The sequence below is a fragment of the Streptomyces sp. CA-251247 genome, assembly GCF_050952975.1.
Taxonomy (GTDB): domain Bacteria; phylum Actinomycetota; class Actinomycetes; order Streptomycetales; family Streptomycetaceae; genus Streptomyces; species Streptomyces achmelvichensis.
Genome location: NZ_CP191861.1, coordinates 2,051,255 through 2,072,380, shown reverse-complemented (window position 1 = coordinate 2,072,380; position 21,126 = coordinate 2,051,255). Strand labels below are relative to the sequence as shown.

Annotated in this window: 16 protein-coding genes; 7 read left to right on the top strand and 9 right to left on the bottom strand. The window is 72.1% G+C overall.

Going from position 1 to position 21,126, the window contains the following annotated elements; all coding sequences use genetic code 11:
* Nucleotides 1-18 precede the first annotated feature (18 nt).
* Entirely contained in the window at nt 19-990 is a 972-nt protein-coding gene (gene lgt, locus ACQPWZ_RS09155) for a prolipoprotein diacylglyceryl transferase (protein ID WP_340472565.1), read from the top strand.
* A gap of 95 nt (nt 991-1,085) precedes the next feature.
* On the opposite strand, the gene ACQPWZ_RS09150 is transcribed toward lgt, so the two are convergent.
* From ACQPWZ_RS09150 to ACQPWZ_RS09120, 7 genes are read right to left on the bottom strand one after another with little or no spacing between them, the layout of a single operon-like run.
* Entirely contained in the window at nt 1,086-1,883 is a 798-nt protein-coding gene (locus ACQPWZ_RS09150) for an HpcH/HpaI aldolase/citrate lyase family protein (protein WP_383244242.1), read from the bottom strand.
* The gene (locus tag ACQPWZ_RS09145) at nt 1,880-3,088 is read right to left on the bottom strand and encodes a CaiB/BaiF CoA transferase family protein (RefSeq protein WP_433571082.1); all 1,209 of its coding nucleotides are present in this window, start codon (nt 3,086-3,088) and stop codon (nt 1,880-1,882) included. The genes ACQPWZ_RS09150 and ACQPWZ_RS09145 overlap by 4 nt, the downstream gene beginning before the upstream one ends.
* Nucleotides 3,085-3,972, bottom strand: a complete 888-nt coding sequence (rbsK, locus tag ACQPWZ_RS09140; RefSeq protein ID WP_433571081.1) for a ribokinase — start codon at nt 3,970-3,972, stop codon at nt 3,085-3,087. The genes ACQPWZ_RS09145 and rbsK overlap by 4 nt, the downstream gene beginning before the upstream one ends.
* On the bottom strand, nt 3,969-5,483 hold the full coding sequence (locus ACQPWZ_RS09135) for an ADP-ribosylglycohydrolase family protein (RefSeq protein ID WP_433571080.1): 1,515 nt from the start codon (nt 5,481-5,483) through the stop codon (nt 3,969-3,971). Before ACQPWZ_RS09135 ends, rbsK begins: the two co-directional genes overlap by 4 nt.
* Nucleotides 5,480-6,643 carry an ADP-ribosylglycohydrolase family protein gene (locus ACQPWZ_RS09130; protein WP_433571079.1) on the bottom strand — a complete coding sequence of 388 codons (1,164 nt, stop codon included), beginning with the start codon at nt 6,641-6,643 and terminating at the stop codon, nt 5,480-5,482. The genes ACQPWZ_RS09135 and ACQPWZ_RS09130 overlap by 4 nt, the downstream gene beginning before the upstream one ends.
* Nucleotides 6,609-8,237 carry an ADP-ribosylglycohydrolase family protein gene (locus ACQPWZ_RS09125; protein ID WP_433571078.1) on the bottom strand — a complete coding sequence of 543 codons (1,629 nt, stop codon included), beginning with the start codon at nt 8,235-8,237 and terminating at the stop codon, nt 6,609-6,611. Before ACQPWZ_RS09125 ends, ACQPWZ_RS09130 begins: the two co-directional genes overlap by 35 nt.
* Nucleotides 8,237-9,301: an ADP-ribosylglycohydrolase family protein gene (locus ACQPWZ_RS09120; protein WP_405568807.1), complete on the bottom strand. Its 1,065-nt coding sequence runs from the start codon at nt 9,299-9,301 to the stop codon at nt 8,237-8,239. Before ACQPWZ_RS09120 ends, ACQPWZ_RS09125 begins: the two co-directional genes overlap by 1 nt.
* A 223-nt stretch (nt 9,302-9,524) precedes the next feature.
* Between ACQPWZ_RS09120 and ACQPWZ_RS09115 the strand changes: the two genes are divergently transcribed.
* The 6 genes from ACQPWZ_RS09115 to ACQPWZ_RS09090 all read left to right on the top strand — a co-directional run bounded on the left by ACQPWZ_RS09115 (nt 9,525) and on the right by ACQPWZ_RS09090 (nt 18,962).
* Nucleotides 9,525-10,253: a VIT1/CCC1 transporter family protein gene (locus tag ACQPWZ_RS09115; RefSeq protein ID WP_313946927.1), complete on the top strand. Its 729-nt coding sequence runs from the start codon at nt 9,525-9,527 to the stop codon at nt 10,251-10,253.
* Between the two features lie 595 nt (nt 10,254-10,848).
* Nucleotides 10,849-15,423: a glutamate synthase large subunit gene (gene gltB / locus ACQPWZ_RS09110; RefSeq protein ID WP_356699270.1), complete on the top strand. Its 4,575-nt coding sequence runs from the start codon at nt 10,849-10,851 to the stop codon at nt 15,421-15,423.
* Nucleotides 15,416-16,876 (top strand): glutamate synthase subunit beta, encoded by a 1,461-nt coding sequence (locus ACQPWZ_RS09105; RefSeq protein ID WP_340472556.1) that lies wholly within the window; start codon nt 15,416-15,418, stop codon nt 16,874-16,876. Before gltB ends, ACQPWZ_RS09105 begins: the two co-directional genes overlap by 8 nt.
* Nucleotides 16,877-17,114: 238 nt before the next feature.
* Nucleotides 17,115-17,855: a vWA domain-containing protein gene (locus ACQPWZ_RS09100; protein WP_340472555.1), complete on the top strand. Its 741-nt coding sequence runs from the start codon at nt 17,115-17,117 to the stop codon at nt 17,853-17,855.
* Nucleotides 17,852-18,412 (top strand): HutD/Ves family protein, encoded by a 561-nt coding sequence (locus ACQPWZ_RS09095; RefSeq protein ID WP_383242244.1) that lies wholly within the window; start codon nt 17,852-17,854, stop codon nt 18,410-18,412. The genes ACQPWZ_RS09100 and ACQPWZ_RS09095 overlap by 4 nt, the downstream gene beginning before the upstream one ends.
* 76 nt (nt 18,413-18,488) lie before the next feature.
* Nucleotides 18,489-18,962: a pyridoxamine 5'-phosphate oxidase family protein gene (locus tag ACQPWZ_RS09090; protein WP_356699274.1), complete on the top strand. Its 474-nt coding sequence runs from the start codon at nt 18,489-18,491 to the stop codon at nt 18,960-18,962.
* Nucleotides 18,963-18,965: 3 nt separating this feature from the next.
* Here the strand turns inward: ACQPWZ_RS09090 and ACQPWZ_RS09085 are convergent, their stop codons facing one another.
* Nucleotides 18,966-19,973, bottom strand: a complete 1,008-nt coding sequence (locus tag ACQPWZ_RS09085; RefSeq protein ID WP_433571077.1) for an acyl-CoA dehydrogenase family protein — start codon at nt 19,971-19,973, stop codon at nt 18,966-18,968.
* On the bottom strand, nt 19,973-21,112 hold the full coding sequence (locus ACQPWZ_RS09080) for an acyl-CoA dehydrogenase family protein (RefSeq protein WP_433571076.1): 1,140 nt from the start codon (nt 21,110-21,112) through the stop codon (nt 19,973-19,975). The genes ACQPWZ_RS09085 and ACQPWZ_RS09080 overlap by 1 nt, the downstream gene beginning before the upstream one ends.
* Nucleotides 21,113-21,126: the final 14 nt, after the last annotated feature.

The following is a 21,126-nucleotide window of genomic DNA, read 5'->3' as shown; positions in this document are numbered from 1 at the left end:
GGTAGCGTCGGGTCTGCCATGGAACTTGCCTACATTCCCAGTCCGTCGACCGGAGTGATCCATCTCGGACCGCTCCCGCTGCGCGGCTACGCCTTCTGCATCATCATCGGTGTCTTCGTGGCCGTCTGGTACGGCAACAAGCGCTGGATCGCCCGAGGCGGCAAAGCCGGCACCGTGGCCGACATCGCCGTCTGGGCGGTGCCCTTCGGCCTGGTCGGCGGCCGGCTCTACCACGTGATCACCGACTACCAGCTGTACTTCAGCGACGGTGAGAACTGGGTCGACGCCTTCAAGATCTGGGAGGGCGGCCTCGGTATCTGGGGCGCGATCGCGCTGGGCGCGGTCGGCGCCTGGATCGGCTGCCGCCGTCGCGGGATCCCGCTGCCGGCCTGGGCGGACGCCCTCGCGCCGGCCATCGCCATCGCGCAGGCGATCGGCCGCTGGGGCAACTGGTTCAACCAGGAGCTGTACGGCAAGCCGACCGATCTGCCCTGGGCCCTCAAGATCACGGAGGGCGCGAACCGCGAGGCGGGTCTGTACCACCCGACGTTCCTGTACGAGTCCCTGTGGTGCATCGGTGTCGCGCTGCTGGTCATCTGGGCCGACCGGCGCTTCAAGCTCGGCCACGGGCGGGCGTTCGCGCTCTACGTCGCCGCGTACTGCGCGGGCCGCGCCTGGATCGAGTACATGCGCGTCGACGAGGCGCACCACGTCCTGGGCCTGCGGCTGAACGTGTGGACCGCGATCATCGTCTTCGTGCTGGCGGTGGCGTACATCGTGATCTCGTCGCGGGTGCGGCCGGGACGCGAGGAGATCGTCGAGCCGGACCGCTCGAAGCCGGGCACGGACGGCGCGGACGCGGTCGCCGAGAAGGCCGAGGAGAAGAAGGAGTCGGGCGACGAGACGACCCCGGAGGACTCGGCGGACGCCGGGGACACCGTCAGGGACGCCGACGCCGACGCGGATGCGGGGTCGGCCAAGAAGGGCTGACCGCAGCGACGTACGACGAGGCCGCCGGGACCGATCGGGTCCCGGCGGCCTCGTCGTGTGCGGAAGGTCCCTTGCCGGCGTCAGGGCACCGGACGTCAGAAGGTCTCCCGCCGGGCGATGGACAGCGTGCGCTCGGCGGCCGCCACGATCGCGGCGTCCACGAAACGGCCGTCCGGCAGGGCCAGTGCCCCCTCGTCCCCCGCGGCCGCCTTGACGACCTCCTCCGCCGCCTCGATCTCCTCGGGGGTGGGGAGGAAGGCCCGCTCGATGACGGGGAGCTGACGGGGATGGATGGCCGCCCGGCCGAGGAAGCCGAGCGCGCGGCCGTGTGTGCAGGAGGCGTAGAGCGCGTCCAGGTCCCTGATGTCCGGGAAGACGGACTGCGACGGGGGCGGGAGACCGGCCGCGCGGGCGGCGACCACGATGCGCGAGCGGGGCCAGTCGAGCGAGGCGCCGTCCCGTACGCCGAGGTCGGCGCGGAGGTCCGCCTCCCCGAGCGAGATGCCTCGGACGGCCGGATGGGCGGCGGCGATGTCGTAGGCGTGCTCGATCGCGACGGCGGACTCCAGCAGCGGGTGGAGGGGGACACCGGGTGCGCGGTCGGCGATCCGGCGGATGTCAGTGCCGTGTGCGACCTTGGGAACACGCAGAGCACAGAGGCCGGGGAGACCGGTCAGGGTCTCGATGTCCTGGGGGGAGTTGATGCGGACATGGACGGGCAGGGGCTGGGGGAGAGTCAGAAGTTCGGCCGTGGCGGCCAGGGCGTAGTTCTTGCGGTCGGAGGGGACCGCGTCCTCGAGGTCGATGATCACGACGTCGGCGCCGGAGCCGAGGGCTTTCAGTACGACGTCGGGGTGGTCGCCGGGGGCGTAGAGATAGGTGAGCGGGGTCATAGGGCGCCCTGGGTGCGGAGTGCGCTGATATCGGCCCCGGTCAGGCCGAGTTCGGTGAGGACCGTGTCCGTGTCGGCGCCGTGCGGGCGGCCGGCCCAGCGGATGGAGCCGGGAGTCTCGGAGAGGCGGAAGAGGACGTTCTGCATCCGGAGCGGACCGAGTTCTGGGTCGGGGACCTCGGTGATGCTGTCCAGCGCCTGGTACTGGGGGTCCTCCATGACATCGCGGATGTCGTAGATCGGCGCGATGGCGGCCTCGGCCTTTTCGAAGGCTTCCATGGTCTCGGTCCGGCTGCGCTCGGCGATCCAGCCGCCGACCGCGTCGTCGAGGATGTCGGCGTGCTCGGCGCGGCCGCTTCCGGTGGTGAACCACGGCTCGTCGATCAGGTCGGGGCGGCCGACCAGGGTCATGACGCGCTCGGCGATGGACTGGGCCGAGGTGGAGACGGCCACCCAGTGGCCGTCGGCGGTGCGATAGGTGTTCCGGGGCGCGTTGTTGCCGGAGCGGTTGCCGGTCCGCGTCTGGACGTAGCCGACCTGGTCGTACCAGAGCGGCTGCGGGCCGAGGACGGTCAGGATCGGCTCGATGATCGCCATGTCGACGACCTGGCCGCGGCCCGTGACCTGACGGGCGGTGAGCGCGGTCATCACGGCGTAGGACGTGGCCAGGGCGGCGATGGAATCGGCGAGACCGAACGGAGGGAGCGTGGGCGGGCCGTCGGCCTCACCGGTGATGGAGGCGAAGCCGCTCATCGCTTCGGCGAGGGTGCCGAAGCCGGGCCGGTGGGAGTAGGGGCCGAACTGGCCGAAGCCGGTGACGCGGGTGAGGACGAGACGGGGATTGACCGCGCTGAGTTCGTCCCAGCCGAGCTGCCACTTCTCCAGGGTGCCGGGGCGGAAGTTCTCGACGATCACATCCGCGGTGGCGGCCAGGCGCAGCAGGGTCTCGCGGCCGCCCCGGGTGGACAGGTCCAGGGTCATGGTGCGCTTGTTGCGGCCGAGCAGTTTCCACCACAGGCCGACGCCGTTCCTGGCGGCGCCGTGGCCGCGGGACGGGTCGGGCCGGGTGGGGTGCTCGACCTTGATCACCTCCGCGCCGAAGTCACCGAGCATGGTGGCGGCGAGCGGGCCGGCGAAGAGGGTGGCCAGATCGAGAACGCGCAGCCCCTGAAGGGGCATCGGGGCAGGTGCGGGCGTTGATGTCATGAGGCCTCGTCGATCTCGGAGCGGTACGGCATGGAGGTCGAGGCACCCGCGCGCTGGACGCACAGCGCCGCGGCGGCGGAAGCCCAGGTGAGGGCCTGCTCGACGGGCTTTCCCTCGCCGAGCGCGACGGCGAGGGCGCCGACGAAGGTGTCGCCTGCCGCCGTGGTGTCCAGGGCGATGACCTCGGGGGCGGGGACGATGAGCGGGGGCGAGTGCCGGCCGGCGTGGAGGCAGCCGGCCGAGCCGAGCGTGATCACCACCTCGGGGACCTGCCGCAGCAGCGCTTCTGCCGCGGCGTGCGGGTCGGCGACGCCCGTGAGGGTGGCCGCCTCGTGTTCGTTGGGCACCAGCAGGTCGGTGGCGGCGAGGAGTTCGGGAGGCAGCGGCTGGGCGGGGGCGGGAGTGAGCACGGTGCGTACGCCGTGCCGGCGTGCGGTCTCGGCGCCCTCCAGCACGGCGGTGAGCGGGAGTTCGAGCTGGAGAAGCAGGGCGTCGGCGGTGGCGATGAGGGCTTCGTCGCCGGGGGCGAGGGCGGTGAGCGTGCCGTTGGCGCCGGGGATGACGACGATGGCGTTGCCGCCTTCGTCGTCGACGACGATATGGGCCGTGCCCGAGGGGCCTTCGGAGGTGCGCAGCAGATCGACGTCGACGCCGGAGGCGACGAGCGTCTGCCGCAGGGCCGCGCCGAAGTCGTCCGAGCCGACCGCGCCGATCATCGCGACGTCGCCACCGGCGCGGGCGGCCGCGACGGCTTGGTTCGCGCCCTTGCCGCCGGGGATCGTCCGGAACTCCCGCCCGGTGACGGTCTCTCCGCGTTTGGGTGCGTGGGCGACATAGGCGACGAGGTCCATGTTGGTGCTGCCGAGCACCACGATGCCGGTCATGGGCGGAGTGCCTCCTGGTGCGTGAGGTGGGCGAGGGCGTCGAAGCCCGTGCCGTCGAAGCCGGCGACGGAGGTGGAGAGCCGGTTCTTGAGCGGGGCGGTCCACCGGTCGGGCAGTTCACCGGGCCGGCCGGCGAGCAGTCCGGCGACCGAACCGGCGGTGGCCCCGTTGGAGTCCGTGTCCCAACCTCCGGAGACAGCACGGCAGATGGAGCCGCCGAAGTCGCCGTCCGCATGGGTGAGCGCGGCGGCGAGCAGGGCGGCATTGGGCAGCACATGGACCCAGTGGTAGTGGCCGTAGGCGGTGTGGAGGCGGTCCACGACAGAAGCGAAGTCGGATTCGGCGCGGGCGGTGTCGATACCGAGGCGGACGGCGTGGGCCAGCCGGGAGGCGGGCGGTACGACGGTCAGCCCGGCGGCGAGCGCACGGTGCACATCACCGGCGCCGTCGGCTGCGGTCGCGACGGCCGCCGCGACGAACATCGCGCCGTGGACGCCGTTCGCGGTGTGGGTGAGCGCGGCGTCGCGATGTGCCCCTTCGGCGGCGGCCCCGGGGTCGCCGGGGTGCGTCCAGCCGTGCACATCGGCACGGATGGCGGCGCCGATCCATTCCCGGAAGGGGTTGTGGTGGCAGGCGGTGAGCGGGGGTTCGAGTCCGGAGAGGAGGTTGCGGTAGGCGATGCGTTCCGCGGTGAAGGTGCGGCCCGCGGGGAGTTCGTCGAGCCAGAGCCGGCCGACGTCCGCGGTGGTGAAGCGGCGGCCGTACCGCTGGAGCAGGAGCAGATTCAGCAGGGGGTAGTTGAGGTCGTCGTCCTCGGGCATGCCGTCGATGTTCTCGGCCAGTGAGGTGGTGGCGGAACGGCGGTTCCAGGGGTGGGCACGGGCGAGTTCCGCGGGCAGGCCCTTGGCGGTGAACCAGGTGTGGAGGGGCCAGTTGCCGGTGGCGCGGGCGATGGCACGGATCGCGTGGAGGGGGAGTTTCTCGACCGGCTTGCCCAGCAGGCAGCCGGCCGCACGGCCGAGCCATGCCGCGTGGAGACGGTCCGGGAGCCGCGGGTCGCGCAGGGCGGCGGGGGTGTGCGCGGAGGGCGTTGGGGCGCCGGGCTCGTCGCGCGTGGAGGAAGGGGTGTCGCCAGGTGGTGTCGTCGAGCGGGCGGGCTCTGACGTAGGGGACGGGGGCGCCGTTCCCGCCGTGGTGGGCAGCGGGTCGCCGGGGGACGTGGGCCAGTTGGGGCATGCCGCCCTGATGGCCGCAAGGCCGGTCGGCTCCTGTGCGGCCAGCGGACTGGGGATCGCGGACAGCTCGTCCAGCAGGCGGAGCGCCAGGGTGCGCAGCTCGGGAGGGGCCGGGACGGCGGAGGCACCGGCCGCGGGTGGTGCGGGGGAGCCGCCCGCCGCGCGCCAGGCGGCGGCGACCTCTCCCGCGTCACGGCCGTCCTCGGCCGCCTGGCGCAGCTCGTGGCCGAGCAGATCCTCCGGCTGCACCCAGGTGAGTCGGAGGGCGTCGCTCATCGCGCGTCCGTCAGGGCGGCGAACGCCGACTCGTGGGCCCGGCGGCGTTGCGTGTCGCGGGCGAAGACCTCCCGGGTGACCGCGGTCAGCTCCCGGGCGGGTGCGTGCAGATCGAGGCGGCTTGCCTCGGCCACCGTCTTGGCCCAGTCCCGGGGTACCGCCGCGGTACCGCCCAGGGCGCCCGCGAACGCGCCGGACATCGTGGCGATCGAGTCGCAGTCGCGGCCGTAGTTCACCGAGCCCAGCACCGTACGGCGGTAGTCGCCCTCGCCGACCAGCAGCATGCCCAGGGCGACGGGGAGTTCCTCGATGGAGTGCAGCCGGGAGGGACGGCGAGCGGCGAGGGAGGGTGCCCGGTAGTCCGGACCGACCGTGTCGAAGGGAGCGACCGCCGTACGCAGCGGTGTCAGCGCCGACTCGAAGTCCGTGTGCTGCGCGGCGACTTCGGCCACCGCCTCGATGGCCGAGCGGGTGCCGTCCTTCGCCAGTGTCAGGGCCGCATCGACGACGGACGTGGGGGTCGCACCGGGAAGACATGCGGCGGCGACCGCGGCCGCGAAGACGCCCGCCGCCTCCCGGCCGTACGAGGACTGGTGCGCCCCCGCGATGTCGAGCGCCTCGGCGTAGGCGGCAACGGGATGGGCCGCGTTGACCAGGCCCACCGGTGCCATGTACATCGCGGCACCGCAGTTGACGATGTTGCCGCTGCCCGCCTCGCGGGGGTCGTGGTGCCCGTAGTGGATACGGGCCACGAGCCACTTCTCGGCGAGGAAGATCCGTTGGAGCGGGAGCGCCTCCGCCTCCAGTTCGGGGATCCAGCGGGGGGTGGAGAGCAGGTCCGGCACCAGGTGGTCGGCCACGGCGTAGGCGTCGAGATGGTCGCGGACCGTGCCGTAGACCCGGATCAGGGCATGGGTCATGAGGGTGTCGTCGGTGACGTGGCCGTCGCCCTTGTGGTACGGCGCGATCGGGCGGGCGGTGCGCCAGTCGTCGCCGTTCCAGGGGCCGACGATGCCGTGGACACGGCCGCCGTGCCGTTCGGTGATCTGCTCGGGCGTGTAGCCCTCGACCGGGCCGCCGAGCGCGTCGCCCACGGCCGCGCCGATCAGGCTGCCGGTGATCCGGTCATCGAGTGTGAGCGTCGCGAGTGTCGTCGTCATGCCGGAATTGTCCACCCGGGGCCGTCAGTTCCGTGTTTGCGAGCAGCCCGGCGAGTTCCACGAGATCGGTGCCCGCGAGACGGGGGAGGGCGCAGCCCGCGAGCGTCCGGCAGGCGTCCCGCCAGCTGGCCGGCACGGCGTCGCCCCCGCCGAGCGCGCCGGTCAGCGCGCCGGCCAGCGCGGGGGCGGAGTCGGCCACCCGCGACAGGCAGGCCGCGGCGGGTACCGCCTCGGCGACCCGGCCGCGGGCCGCCGTCGCGACGGCGAGAGCGACGGGCACGGTCTCGGCCGCGGCGACTCCGTAGCTGTAGACGTGGTCCACGATCTGGTGCTCCAGCAGCGGTACGAGGTCGAAGGCGGCGTCCGCGTCGCGGGCGAGCTTGACCGCGTGGCGCGCGTTGCGGCCGATCTCGGTGGACTCGGGGAGTTCCGCGAGCGCGGCGTCCACACAGTCGTCGACCCCTCCGCCGCCCAGTGCGACGGCGACGGCCGCCGCCATGGCGCGGGCGCCGTGCACCCCGTCGCCGTCCTGGGTGTAGCGGGCGTCGAACTCGGCGAGCTCGGCGGCTGCTGCCGGATCGCCCGGGTGGACCACCGCGAGGACGGCGGCGCGTACACACGCGGCGTCGTCGAAGTAGTGCGGGTTGTCGTGACCGGTGGCGGGCGGGCGCAGCCCGGTGGCGAGGTTGCCGAGTCCCGCACGTACGGAGATCCGGGCGCGCAGGGGCAGCACGGCGGACTCCACCTCGGGGGCGCGGTCTGCGGCGGCCGCCACCTCACCGGCGAGGGAGTTCCAGGCGAGGTCCACGGCCGCGCGCATCCGGCGTCCGGGAGCGAGCCCGGCGAAGAGGTGCCCCGAACCGATGAGCACGGTCTCGGCGGCGAAGGCGGCCCACTCGGCGTCGTCGGACGGACCGAGACGAAGGGGCTCGGGAGGCTGGTTGAGGGCGATCGGCACGGGGAGCGTGGTGGTCGAGTTCTGCTCGGCGAAGGTGTCGAGCTCACGGGTGAGCCGCCGGGTCCACTCAGGCATCCGCGCCGCCCGGTGCCGCGCCGCGGGCCAGCCGGCCGCATCACCCGCGGCGAGCCCGAGGAGGAGCCCTTCGACGGGACGGACGGGGACGCGGCGGGTCCGGTGCGGTGCCGGGGTGCGCTCGCTGTCGGGGAGAGCGGGGCCGCGGTCGCCCGCCGTGGGGATGCCGCCGTCGCGCGATGTGGTGGTGTCGCCGTCGGTCGTGGTGGCGCCGGTCCACAGGCCCTGCGGGGGATGCGCGTCGGCCGGGCGGTCGAGTACGGCGGTGCCGCCGGACGACGTGGGTGCGGCCGGTACCGGTGCGTCCGCGAGGGCGAGCAGATACGGATCGGTGGCCGTGCCGGTGTCCGGCGCGGCCGGGTGTTCGAGCACGGCCATGCCGAAGGTCGTGGCCGCCGCCTCCGGTGCCGCGGCCTGTGCGGGCCGGAGCCCGTGCCCGCCGGCCGGATGGTGCAGCACGACCGTCCCGCCGGCCGGGTGCGGAGCCGGCCGGGTCGCCGGCGCAGCGGCCGGATCGGGGTCGGGGACCGACGCGTCGTTCGGGGGTGGAGTCAGTGTCATCACGCCGCCTGCGGGTCGTCGGGGGTGAGGAGGTCCGCGATCTCCAGTACGTGGTGGCCCTTCATCGACGGGAGACAGCTGCCTCGTACCGGGCCGATGGCCGAGGCCCAGGCAGCGGGGATGGCCGCCGCGCCCGAGACCGCTCCCGCCAGTGCTCCCGCCACCGCCGCCGTCGTGTCGGCGTCGCGGCCCATGTTGACGGCCGTCAGTACCGAGGTACGGAAGTCCCCGCGCGCCGCCGCGAACGCGCCGAACGCCAGGCCCACCGCCTCCGGGGCCAGGTCCGTCCACGGGTAGCCGCCGATCACCACCGCCGAGCGCACCGCGCGTTCCGTGGCCAGGGGGTCACCTTGGCTGCGTTGGGCCGTCACCACCGCCCGGCGCAGGGAGCGGGCCGTCCAGGAGTCCATCGGGATGACCGAGAGCGCTGCGCCGATCACCCCGGCGGGGCCCGCGCCGGTCATCGCCGCCGCGACCCCCGCGGCCACGGCCTGCCCGCCGTAGATGCCCTCGCCGTCGTGGCTGACCGAGCCGTCGATCGCCACGAGCCGTGCCGCTTCGGCCGGCAGTCCCGCGGCGAAGACCCCGAAGGGTGCCGCCCGCATCGCGAGACCGTCGCTCCAGGCGTGCCGGTGCTGGGCGGAGATCGGAGCGGCGAGCCCGCGCCGCAGGTTCTCCAGGGTGCCGCGCTCGCTGAAGCCCGCTCCCCGGAAGGGGCCTTCGTCCAGATCGGCGATCCAGTGGTGCCATGCCGTCTCGACATGGGTGACGGTCAGGGCCGAGCCGTGCCGGGCCAGCAGCAGCCCGGAGAAGATCGCGTACTCGGTGTCATCCGTGCCCGCGGGGTCGTCGTTCACGAAGCCCTCGATACGGCCCCACCGGGCGCGGATCTCCGAGGGGCGCATGTTCTCCGCAGGCGCGCCCAGCGCGTCGCCCACCGCCAGACCGAGCAGTGCGCCGCGGGCCCGCTCCCGCAGTACGGAGGCGGGGACGGCCGGCGCGGCGGGAGCCGTACCGGGCGCGCGCTCGGAGGGATCAGCGGGATCGCATGCAACCAACTCCACGGGGCGGGCCCCTTTCGCGTGCACCGGCGGTTCCTGCATCTGTGCCACACGCGGCCCGGGACGAGTCTGAGAAACGCCTCTGTCACCCGAACCGCCATCCCGCGCCCCGAAGTAAGTACGGCCTGCCTTGCTGGCGCGCCCCTTACATGCTGCGTATCTTCGACACTGTCGAGGGGGAGCGGACCCGCTGTTTCCGCTGCTGAGAGGGTTGAAGGGGAGAGTTGTGTCCATCATCGAAAACGCCGCGACGCTGCACGAGGCGCATCGCGACAACCACACCCACCGTGATGTCAACGGCGGCTGGTTGCGCCCCGCGGTCTTCGGTGCGATGGACGGACTGGTCTCGAACCTCGCGCTGATGACCGGTGTCGCGGGCGGTGCCGTCTCGCAGCAGACCATCGTCATCACCGGGCTGGCCGGGCTGGCGGCGGGAGCGTTCTCGATGGCCGCGGGGGAGTACACCTCCGTCGCCTCCCAGCGCGAGCTCGTCCAGGCCGAGCTGGACGTCGAGCGGCGCGAACTGCGCAAGCACCCGGTGGACGAGATGGAGGAGCTGGCGGCGCTCTATGTCGCCCGTGGCGTCCAGCCCGCGCTCGCCCGTGAGGTCGCGATGCAGCTGTCGAAGGACCCGGAGCAGGCGCTGGAGATCCATGCCCGCGAGGAGCTCGGCATCGACCCGGACGATCTGCCGTCGCCGACGGTGGCTGCCGTCTCGTCCTTCGGATCGTTCGCCCTGGGTGCCCTGCTGCCGGTGCTGCCCTATCTGCTCGGCGCGACGGCGCTGTGGCCGGCGGTCCTGCTCGCGCTGGTGGGTCTCTTCGCCTGCGGCGCGGTCGTCTCCCGCGTGACGGCCCGCGGCTGGTGGTTCAGCGGTCTGCGACAGCTGGCGCTCGGCGGGGCCGCTGCGGCACTCACCTATGGCCTGGGCTCGCTGTTCGGCGCCGCGGTCTAGCCCGCCTCCGGCGGGGTGGTGCCCCGGTCCGCGCTCCGAGCCCTCCCCGGCCCGCGCTCCGGGCCCTCCCCGGCACGCGCTCCGGGCCCTCCCCGCCCTGCGCCCCGGGCTCTCGCCGGCCGGCGGTCGGCCCTGAGCCGGGGCGCTCCCGGCCCGGCGGCCTGCCCGTAGCCTCGAATGACCCGTCGTGACCGATTTGTATCCTGTCGGTCCGGGTCGGGACGTGTCAGGCTGGGTATCCCACACCACCGGGAAGGCGCCTCGCTGTGACGCACATCCCCACCGCGGATTCCGCTTCCGGTGAGACACTATGCAAGGCGCTACATAAGTAGCCGTAACTCGGCGGTTTCGAGTCCTTAACCACCGGGCATGAGCCGAAAGCGCTGCGGGCAACGAAGCCTGCTCTGCGATGGTCCTGCGGATACCGATCTGTCCGACGGCGACCCACCTCGACCGCTACGCGCGGTGTCCGCATGTTGGAATGCGCTATCCACTTTTCGAGAACCATTCCATCATGTAACCTGCACGAAATTTCGCGGAGGGCCAACGTCGTCCCTCGGTACTTGCATATGCCACGACGACGACGGGAGAGCCGATGCGTTCCGACGCCTGGTCGCCCATGGACGGTCGCCCCGCCCCCCAGGGGATGTACGACCCCCGTAACGAACACGACGCGTGCGGCGTCGGGTTCGTGGCCACCCTCACCGGTGTGGCCAGCCATGAGCTGGTGGAGCAGGCGCTGACCGTACTGCGCAACCTCGAGCACCGCGGTGCCACCGGCTCCGAGCCCGACTCGGGTGACGGTGCGGGCATCCTGCTCCAGGTTCCCGATGCCTTCCTGCGTGAGGTCAGCGGTTTCGAACTCCCCGAAGCGGGTTCGTACGCCGTCGGCATCGCCTTCCTCCCGGCCGACGATGACGCCCAGGCCGTCTCACGTATCGAGACGATCGCCGCCGAAGAGGGTCTGAAGGTCCTCGGCTGGCGTGATGTCCCGGTCACCCCGGATCTGCTCGGCAACGGCGCCCGCGCCACGATGCCCGCCTTCCGGCAGCTCTTCGTCGCCGACGCGGCCGAGGGCGAGGGTGCCTGCACGGGCATCGCGCTGGACCGCAAGGCCTTCGTCCTGCGCAAGCGCGCCGAGCGCGAGGCCGGTGTCTACTTCCCGTCGCTCTCCGCGCGCACGATCGTCTACAAGGGCATGCTGACCACCGGCCAGCTGGAGCCCTTCTTCCCCGACCTGTCCGACCGGCGTCTCGCCACGGCCGTCGCGCTCGTCCACTCGCGGTTCTCGACGAACACCTTCCCGAGCTGGCCGCTCGCCCACCCGTACCGCTTCGTCGCGCACAACGGCGAGATCAACACGGTCAAGGGCAACCGCAACTGGATGCGTGCCCGTGAGTCCCAGCTGGCGAGCGACCTCTTCGGCGCCGAGCAGCTGGACCGGATCTTCCCCGTCTGCACCCCGGACGCCTCCGACTCCGCATCCTTCGACGAGGTGCTGGAGCTGCTCCACCTCGGCGGCCGGTCGCTGCCGCACTCCGTGCTGATGATGGTCCCCGAGGCGTGGGAGAACCACGACTCCATGGACCCCGCCCGGCGCGCGTTCTACCAGTACCACGCCACGATGATGGAGCCCTGGGACGGGCCCGCCTGTGTCACCTTCACCGACGGCACCCAGGTCGGCGCCGTGCTCGACCGCAACGGTCTGCGCCCCGGCCGCTACTGGGTGACCGACGACGGACTCGTCGTCCTCTCCTCCGAGGTCGGCGTCCTCGACATCGACCCGGCGAAGGTCGTCCGCAAGGGACGCCTCCAGCCCGGCCGGATGTTCCTCGTCGACACCGCCGAGCACCGCATCATCGAGGACGACGAGATCAAGGCCGGTCTCGCCGCCGAGCTCCCGTACCGGGAGTGGCTGGAGGCCGGTGAGATCGAGCTCGAGGACCTTCCCGAGCGCGAGCACATCGTCCACACCCACGCCTCGGTCACCCGCCGCCAGCAGACCTTCGGCTACACCGAGGAAGAGCTGCGCATCATCCTCGCGCCCATGGCCAGGACGGGCGGCGAGCCGCTCGGCTCCATGGGTACGGACTCGCCGATCGCGGCCCTGTCCGAGCGCCCCCGGCTGCTCTTCGACTACTTCACCCAGCTGTTCGCGCAGGTCACCAACCCGCCGCTGGACGCCATCCGCGAGGAGCTCGTCACCTCGCTGCTCTCCTCGCTGGGCCCGGCCGGCAACCTGCTGGAGCCGACCGCCGCGTCCTGTCGCAGCGTCACGCTGCCCTTCCCGGTGATCGACAACGACGAGCTGGCCAAGCTCATCCACATCAACGCCGACGGCGACATGCCCGGTATGAAGGCGGCCACGCTCTCCGGCCTCTACCGTGTCAGCGGCGGCGGCGACGCCCTCGCGGCCCGGATCGAGGAGATCTGCGCCGAGACCGACGCCGCCATCGAGGATGGCGCCCGTCTGATCGTCCTGTCCGACCGGCACTCGGACGCCGAGCACGCGCCCATCCCGTCGCTGCTGCTCACCTCCGCCGTGCACCACCACCTCATCCGTACCAAGCAGCGCACCCAGGTGGGTCTGCTGGTCGAGGCCGGTGACGTGCGCGAGGTGCACCACATCGCGCTGCTGATCGGCTACGGCGCGGCAGCCGTCAACCCCTACCTGGCGATGGAGTCGGTCGAGGACATCGTCCGGGCCGGCACCTTCATCGAGGGTCTGGAGCCCGAGCAGGCCATCCGCAACCTCATCTACGCCCTCGGCAAGGGCGTGCTCAAGGTGATGTCCAAGATGGGCATCTCGACCGTCGCCTCCTACCGCGGCGCCCAGGTCTTCGAGGCCGTCGGCCTGGACGAGGCCTTCGTCGAGAAGTACTTCAACGGCACCGCCACCAAGATCGGCGGAGCGGGTCTCGACATCGTCGCCAAGGAGGTGGCCGCCCGGCACGCCAAGGCGTACCCGGCCTCCGGCATCTCCGCCTCGCACCGCGCGCTGGACATAGGCGGTGAGTACCAGTGGCGCCGTGAGGGCGAGCCGCACCTCTTCGACCCGGAGACGGTGTTCCGGCTCCAGCACTCCACGCGCAACCGCCGCTACGACATCTTCAAGAAGTACACGGACCGGGTGAACGAGCAGTCCGAGCGGCTGATGACGCTGCGCGGCCTGTTCGGCTTCAAGTCCGACCGGCCGTCGATCTCCATCGACGAGGTCGAGCCGGTCAGCGAGATCGTGAAGCGGTTCTCCACCGGCGCGATGTCCTACGGCTCCATCTCGCGCGAGGCGCACGAGACCCTCGCCATCGCCATGAACCAGCTCGGCGGCAAGTCCAACACCGGTGAGGGCGGCGAGGACGCCGACCGGCTGTACGACCCCACGCGCCGGTCCGCCATCAAGCAGGTCGCCTCCGGCCGCTTCGGTGTCACCAGCGAGTACCTGGTCAACGCCGACGACATCCAGATCAAGATGGCGCAGGGCGCCAAGCCCGGTGAGGGCGGCCAGCTGCCCGGCCACAAGGTCTATCCCTGGGTCGCCAAGACCCGGCACTCGACCCCGGGCGTCGGTCTGATCTCCCCGCCGCCGCACCACGACATCTACTCGATCGAGGACCTGGCCCAGCTGATCCACGACCTGAAGAACGCGAACCCGCAGGCGCGGATTCACGTGAAGCTGGTCTCCGAGGTCGGCGTCGGCACGGTCGCCGCGGGTGTCTCCAAGGCCCACGCGGACGTCGTGCTCATCTCCGGCCACGACGGCGGCACCGGCGCCTCCCCGCTGACCTCGCTCAAGCACGCGGGCGGCCCCTGGGAGCTCGGTCTCGCCGAGACCCAGCAGACGCTGCTGCTCAACGGGCTGCGCGACCGTATCGTCGTGCAGACCGACGGCCAGCTGAAGACCGGCCGTGACGTCGTCATCGCCGCGCTGCTGGGCGCCGAGGAGTTCGGTTTCGCGACCGCACCGCTCGTCGTCTCCGGCTGCATCATGATGCGGGTCTGCCACCTCGACACCTGCCCGGTCGGTATCGCCACCCAGAACCCGGTGCTGCGGGAACGCTTCTCCGGCAAGGCCGAGTACGTCGTCAACTACTTCCAGTTCATCGCCGAAGAGGTGCGCGAGATCCTCGCGGAGATGGGCTTCCGCTCCGTCGAGGAGGCCGTCGGCCACGCCGAACTCCTCGACACCGAGCGCGCCGTGAACCACTGGAAGGCACAGGGCCTGGACCTCGCACCCCTGTTCCACGTGCCCGAGCTGCCGGACGGCGCGGTGCGCCACGCGCTGATCACCCAGGACCACGGTCTGGAGAAGGCGCTCGACAACGAGCTGATCAAGCTCGCCGCCGACGCGCTGAACGCCGAAACCGCCGAGGCCGCCCAGCCGGTCCGCGCACAGGTCGCCATCCGCAACATCAACCGGACCGTGGGCACGATGCTCGGCCACGAGGTGACGCGGAAGTTCGGCGGTGCGGGCCTGCCCGACGACACCATCGACATCACGTTCACCGGCTCCGCCGGCCAGTCCTTCGGCGCGTTCGTCCCGCGCGGCGTCACGCTGCGACTGGAGGGCGACGCCAACGACTACGTGGGCAAGGGCCTCTCCGGCGGCCGCGTCGTCGTCCGCCCGGACCGGGGCGCCGACCACCTGGCCGAGTACTCGACCATCGCGGGCAACACCATCGCGTACGGCGCGACCGGCGGCGAGCTGTTCCTGCGCGGCCGCACCGGCGAGCGGTTCTGCGTCCGCAACTCCGGCGCCACGGTTGTCTCGGAGGGCGTGGGCGACCACGGCTGCGAGTACATGACCGGCGGCCACGCGGTGGTGCTCGGCGAGACCGGGCGCAACTTCGCGGCCGGCATGTCGGGCGGTATCGCGTACGTGATCGACCTCGACCCGGACAACGTCAACTCCGGGAACCTCGAGGCGGTCGAGCCGCTGTCGGACACGGACAAGGAGTGGCTGCACGACGTCGTGCGCCGCCACCAGGAGGAGACGGCCTCCACCGTCGCCGAGAAGCTTCTCGCCGACTGGTCCGCGAACGTGGACCGGTTCAGCAAGATCATCCCGACCACCTACAAGGCAGTGCTCGCCGCCAAGGACGCCGCTGAGCTCGCCGGTCTCTCCGAGCAGGAGACCACCGAGAAGATGATGGAGGCGGCGATCAATGGCTGACCCCAAGGGCTTCCTGACCACCGGGCGCGAGGTCGCCGAGACCCGCCCCGTGGCCGAGCGCGTCAAGGACTGGAACGAGGTCTACGTCCCCGGCGCCCTGCTGCCGATCATCAGCAAGCAGGCCGGCCGTTGCATGGACTGCGGCATCCCGTTCTGCCACAACGGCTGTCCGCTCGGAAACCTCATCCCCGAGTGGAACGACTACGCGTACCGCGAGGACTGGTCGGCCGCCTCCGAGCGGCTGCACGCGACCAACAACTTCCCGGAGTTCACCGGACGGCTGTGCCCGGCACCCTGCGAGGCCGCCTGCGTCCTCGGCATCAACCAGCCCGCCGTCACCATCAAGAACGTCGAAGTCTCGATCATCGACAAGGCCTGGGACTCCGGCGACGTCACCCCGCAGCCGCCGGAGCGCCTGTCGGGCAAGACCGTCGCGGTCATCGGCTCGGGCCCGGCGGGCCTCGCCGCCGCCCAGCAGCTGACCCGGGCCGGCCACACGGTCGCCGTCTACGAGCGCGCGGACCGCATCGGGGGACTCCTCCGGTACGGCATCCCCGAGTTCAAGATGGAGAAGGTGCACATCAACCGCCGTATCGAGCAGATGCGCGCGGAGGGCACCAAGTTCCGCACCGAGATCGAGATCGGCCGGGACATCGACGCGGCGAAGCTGCGCCGGCGGTACGACGCCGTGGTCATCGCGGCCGGTGCCACCGTCTCCCGCGACCTGCCCGTGCCGGGCCGTGAGCTGAACGGCATCCACTTCGCCATGGAGTACCTGCCGCTCGCCAACAAGGTGCAGGAGGGCGACTTCGTCGCCCCGCCGATCACCGCCGAGGGCAAGCACGTCGTCGTCATCGGCGGCGGCGACACCGGTGCCGACTGCGTGGGCACCGCCCACCGCCAGGGCGCGGCCTCGGTCACCCAGTTGGAGATCATGCCCCGCCCGGGCGACGAGCGGACCGCCGGCCAGCCCTGGCCGACGTTCCCGATGCTCTACAAGGTCACCTCCGCGCACGAGGAGGGCGGCGAGCGGGTCTACTCCGTCTCCACCACCCACTTCGAGGGCGACGAGGACGGCAACGTCCAGTTCCTCCACCTCGCCGAGGTGGAGTTCAAGGACGGCAAGCTGGAGCAGAAGCCCGGCACCGAGCGGAAGATCCCGGCGCAGCTGGTCACCCTGGCCATGGGCTTCACCGGCACCGACCAGGAGAACGGTCTGGTCCAGCAGTTCGGGCTCGAACTGGACGAGCGCGGCAACGTCGCGCGCGACGCCGACTACGCCACCAACGTCAAGGGCGTGTACGTCGCCGGCGACGCGGGCCGCGGCCAGTCCCTGATCGTGTGGGCGATCGCCGAAGGCCGCTCGGCGGCCCGCGGTGTGGACCGCTTCCTGACAGGGGCGAGCGACCTGCACGCCCCGATCAAGCCGACGGACCGCTCGCTGATGGTCTGACCCACCGGCCGAAAGACGTCCCGTACAACGGCGTACGGAAACGAACACGGCGCCTGCTCTGTCCCCGACCGGACATGGAGCAGGCGCCGTGCTGCGTGCCAGGCCGTCAACGCCGTGAGGAACGAGGGGGGTTGGGGCCGCACAGTGCCGAGGCCGCGAGCGATGAGGTCGCCGGGGCCGCCGGGGAACCGGGAGATATCCTCGGCGGACGACGCTCATCCGACGAACGGAGCCGTGCATGGCCACCGCCAGCATCCCCGGACCGGCCATCAGTCTCCGTAAGGTCGAGGAGAAGGCGCCCGCGCTCGTCAGCCTCTACAAGTCCGCCGGGGTCTCGCTGCGCAAGCACGGCCTGGACGGGCAGCGAGCCGCCGTCTATCTGGTGCTCGACTACTCCGGCTCCATGAAGGACTACTACAAGGACGGCAGCGTGCAGGCGCTGGCCGACCGGGTGCTGGGCCTGTCGGCGAACCTCGACGACGACGGCCGTGTCCCCGTGGTCTTCTTCTCCACCGACATCGACGCCGTCACCGACATCGCGCTGGAGAACCACCACGGCCGGGTCGACGCGATCGTCGCGGGCCTCGGGCACATGGGCAAGACCAGCTACCACCTGGCCATGGACGCCGTCATCGACCACTACATCGACAGCGGCTCGACGGCCCCCGCGCTCGTCGTCTTCCAGACCGACGGCGGTCCGATCAGCAAGCACGCGGCCGAGCGCTATCTGTGCAAGGCGGCGAAGCTGCCGCTGTTCTGGCAGTTCATCGGCTTCGGCAACAAGCGCAGCTCACAGTTCGACTTCCTGCACAAGCTCGACGAACTCGCCGTGCCCGCCAAGCGGGCCGTGGACAACGCCGGCTTCTTCCACGCCGGCCTCGACCCGCGCACGGTCGCGGACTCCGAGCTGTACGACCGGCTGGTCGGCGAGTTCCCGCTGTGGCTGGCCGCCGCCCGCGCCCAGGGCATCGTGCAGTGACGCCGCGGCTGCTGCGGGCCGACAGCCGCCGGGCCGTGCCCTGGAAGAACGGCGGTGGGACCACCCGTGAGGTCGCGGTTGCGCCCGACGGCGCCGGGACGGACGACTTCGACTGGCGGATCTCGCTCGCCGACGTCGGCGTGGACGGCCCGTTCTCCGCGTTCCCCGGTGTGGAGCGCATCCTGACCGTGGCCGACGGTGCGGGGATGGAGCTCACGGTGGGCGGGGAGCGGACGGTCGCCGACCAGCGCTACCGGCCCTACGCCTTCCCCGGCGATGTGCCGACCGACGGCCGGCTGCTGGGCGGCCCGGTCGTCAACTTCAATGTGATGTACCGGCGGGACCGTACGGAATGCCGGACGTCGGTCGTACGGGGAGAGGCCGCGCCGGAGGTACCGCCGGGCTCCACGGTGGTGGTGGTCGCGCTGGACGGCACCACGGCCGTCGGCGACACGGGCCTGACGCTCGAACGGTACGACGCCGTCCTGCTCGACGGACCGCCCGGCCCGTTGCGCACGGAGGGACACGCGGCGGTCGTCGTCCTGCGGAGTCTGTGAGTCGTTCCGTCGCCCACGGGAGGTGCCGCCGGGAATCCCGACAGCGGATGTCCGGTTTCTGCGCTTCGATGGACGCATGACCTCATCCACATGGGCCGGCTTTCATGCGGCCGAGCCCGAGTTCGCCACTACCGTGCAGAGCCGTTTCGAGCGCTACAAGCACCATGTCCTCGCCACCCTGCGCAAGGACGGGTCCCCGCGCGTGACCGGACTGGAAGTGGCCTTCCGCAGCGGGGAGTTGTGGCTCGGCATGATGCCGGACTCCCGCAAGGCGCAGGACCTCGAGCGAGATCCGCGCTTCGCCGTGCACGCCAACCCGGGTCCCGACGACTCCATGGACGGCGGCGACGTACGGATCTCCGGACGGGCGCTGGAGGTGACCGACCCCGCGGAGATCGCCGCGTTCGTGGCCGAGGTCGGGCCGCCGGAGCCGTTCCACCTCTTCCGTGTCGAACTCGGCGAGGTGGTCCGGACCTCCGTCGAGGGCCAGGAGCTGGTCGTGCAGTCCTGGAATCCGGGCGGCTCCCTGCGGACCGTTCGGCGCCGCTGAGCACTACGAACGGCCGGCCAGCACCTCCGCCCGGCAGCGGGCCGGGGCGCCCCACGCGTCCCGCAGCGGCCGGGCCTTGCGCAGCCACAGCGCGAGGTCCAGCTCGTCCGTGTAACCGACGGCGCCGTGCAGTTGCAGCGCCGTCCCGGCCGCCGCGTACGCGGCCTCGCCCGCGGTGACCTTCGCGGCGCAGATGTCGGCGGGAGCCAGGGTGAGAGCGGCTCCGTGCAGCAGCGGCCTCGCGAACTCCAGCCCGATCAGCGTGTCCGCGAGCCGGTGCTTGACCGCCTGGAACGAGCCGACGGCGACGCCGAACTGGGTGCGCTGCTTGACGTGGGCCACGGCCTGGTCGAGGAGGGTGAGCCCCACGCCGAGTGCCTGTGCGGCGGTGAGCAGCCGCGCCAGCGCGGCCGCGTGATCGGCGGCGGCAGCCACATGCGGACCGCTCGCGAGAATCTCCCCGCCGGGCAGCGGGGCGGCGAGACGCCGCACGGGGTCGGCGGAGACCCGCACGGGCCCGTGGCCGGGCGCACACCGCAGCCGGGCCGCGCCGCCGGCCGCAGCCTCGGGTTCGACCACCAGCAGCACGTCCGCCGCGTCCGGGTCCAGGGCATACGTGCCGTGGCCCGCCACGGTCAGCGTCGCCGTCCCGTCACCCGCCACCAGCCCCGACAGCAGCCGCTTCGCCGGTGCCGCGTCGCCCAGTTCGGCCAGCTGCGTCAGCAGCACCGCCGCGCCGACCGTCTCCACGAGCGGACCCGGCACGGCCGCGCGGCCCAGCTCCGTGAAGGCGAGCGTCAGCTCCACCGGGAGCGGGCCCACCCCGTCGTACAACTCCGGCGCCGCGAGCGCGAAGAGGCCCGCGTCGGCGAGCCGGGACCACACCGCCCGGCCCGGCGCACGGTCGCCCGCGGCCCAGGCGCGGGCCGCCGACGGGACGTCCGCCGCGGTCAGCATCGCGTCCAGCGAGCGGACGAAACCGAGCTGTTCGGAGGTCGGCGTCAGATCCATCAGCGACGGCCCTTCGGAAGGCCGAGCAGCCGCTCGGCGATGATGTCGCGCTGGATCTCGTTGGTCCCCGCGTAGATCGGTCCCGCCAGCGAGAAGAGGTGGCCCTCCGCCCAGGCCGTGTCGGACAGTTCACCGTCCTCGCCCAGCAGGTCGAGCGCCGTCTCGTGCAGGGCGATGTCGTACTGCGACCAGAAGACCTTGTTGAGACTGGACTCCGCGCCGATGCTGCCGCCCTGTGCGAAGCGCGAAGCGCCCGCCCAGGTGAACAACTCGTAGGCCCGCGCGCCGATCACCGCGTCCGCGACCCGGTCCTGTACGCCCCGGTCCTCGCCCCCCTCCCGCCACTGCCGTACGAGACGGTCGGCCGAAGCCAGGAAGCGGCCGGGGGAGCGCAGCGTGAGGCCCCGTTCGTTGCCCGTCGTGGACATCGCGATCCGCCAGCCCCGGCCCGGTTCGCCGATCACGTCCTCGTCCGGCACGAAGACGTCGTCGAGGAAGAGTTCGGCGAAGGCGGGCTTCCCGTCGAGCCGGCCGACCGGCCGGACACTCACCCCCGGCGCCGACAGGTCGAACATCAGATACGTCAGGCCCTGGTGGGGCCGGTCCGCCCGGGGATCGCTGCGGAAGATGCCGAACGCGCGGTCCGCGAAGGCCGCCCGGGAAGACCAGGTCTTCTGGCCGTTCAGCAGCCAGCCCCCGTCCGTCGGGACGGCACGCGAACGCAGCGACGCGAGATCCGAACCGGCCTCGGGTTCGGACCAGGCCTGCGCCCAGACGACCTCTCCGCTCGCCATCGGGGGCAGCACCCGGGCCCGCTGCTCCGCGGTGCCGTGGTCGAAGAGGGTCGGCGCGAGGAGGTTGATGCCGTTCTGCGAGACCCGCCCCGGTGCACCGGCGGCGTAGTACTCCTGCTCGAAGAGCAGCCAGGCGAACAGGCCGGCGCCCCGGCCGCCGTACTCCCTCGGCCATGAGACGACCGACCAGCGGTCCGCGTGGAGCCGCGCCTCCCAGGCGCGGTGGGCCGCGAACCCCTCGCGTGTCTCCAGGGACGGCAGCGGGCGCTCCGGCACATGCGCGGCGAGCCAGTCGCGGGCCTCGGCCCGCAGGGCCTCGTCCTCGGGGGAGTGCTGCAGGTCCATACGCGCATCCTTCC

Excerpts from the sequence above, each read along its gene's own strand:
- ACQPWZ_RS09135 (WP_433571080.1), bottom strand. The coding sequence starts at position 5,483 with ATGAGCGACGCCCTCCGACTCACCTGGGTGCAGCCGGAGGATCTGCTC.
- ACQPWZ_RS09105 (WP_340472556.1), top strand. The coding sequence starts at position 15,416 with ATGGCTGACCCCAAGGGCTTCCTGACCACCGGGCGCGAGGTCGCCGAG.
- ACQPWZ_RS09100 (WP_340472555.1), top strand. The coding sequence starts at position 17,115 with ATGGCCACCGCCAGCATCCCCGGACCGGCCATCAGTCTCCGTAAGGTC.
- gltB (WP_356699270.1), top strand. The coding sequence starts at position 10,849 with ATGCGTTCCGACGCCTGGTCGCCCATGGACGGTCGCCCCGCCCCCCAG.
- ACQPWZ_RS09145 (WP_433571082.1), bottom strand. The coding sequence starts at position 3,088 with ATGACATCAACGCCCGCACCTGCCCCGATGCCCCTTCAGGGGCTGCGC.
- ACQPWZ_RS09130 (WP_433571079.1), bottom strand. The coding sequence starts at position 6,643 with ATGACGACGACACTCGCGACGCTCACACTCGATGACCGGATCACCGGC.
- lgt (WP_340472565.1), top strand. The coding sequence starts at position 19 with ATGGAACTTGCCTACATTCCCAGTCCGTCGACCGGAGTGATCCATCTC.
- ACQPWZ_RS09085 (WP_433571077.1), bottom strand. The coding sequence starts at position 19,973 with ATGGATCTGACGCCGACCTCCGAACAGCTCGGTTTCGTCCGCTCGCTG.
- ACQPWZ_RS09125 (WP_433571078.1), bottom strand. The coding sequence starts at position 8,237 with ATGACACTGACTCCACCCCCGAACGACGCGTCGGTCCCCGACCCCGAT.
- rbsK (WP_433571081.1), bottom strand. The coding sequence starts at position 3,972 with ATGACCGGCATCGTGGTGCTCGGCAGCACCAACATGGACCTCGTCGCC.
- ACQPWZ_RS09150 (WP_383244242.1), bottom strand. The coding sequence starts at position 1,883 with ATGACCCCGCTCACCTATCTCTACGCCCCCGGCGACCACCCCGACGTC.
- ACQPWZ_RS09090 (WP_356699274.1), top strand. The coding sequence starts at position 18,489 with ATGACCTCATCCACATGGGCCGGCTTTCATGCGGCCGAGCCCGAGTTC.
- ACQPWZ_RS09080 (WP_433571076.1), bottom strand. The coding sequence starts at position 21,112 with ATGGACCTGCAGCACTCCCCCGAGGACGAGGCCCTGCGGGCCGAGGCC.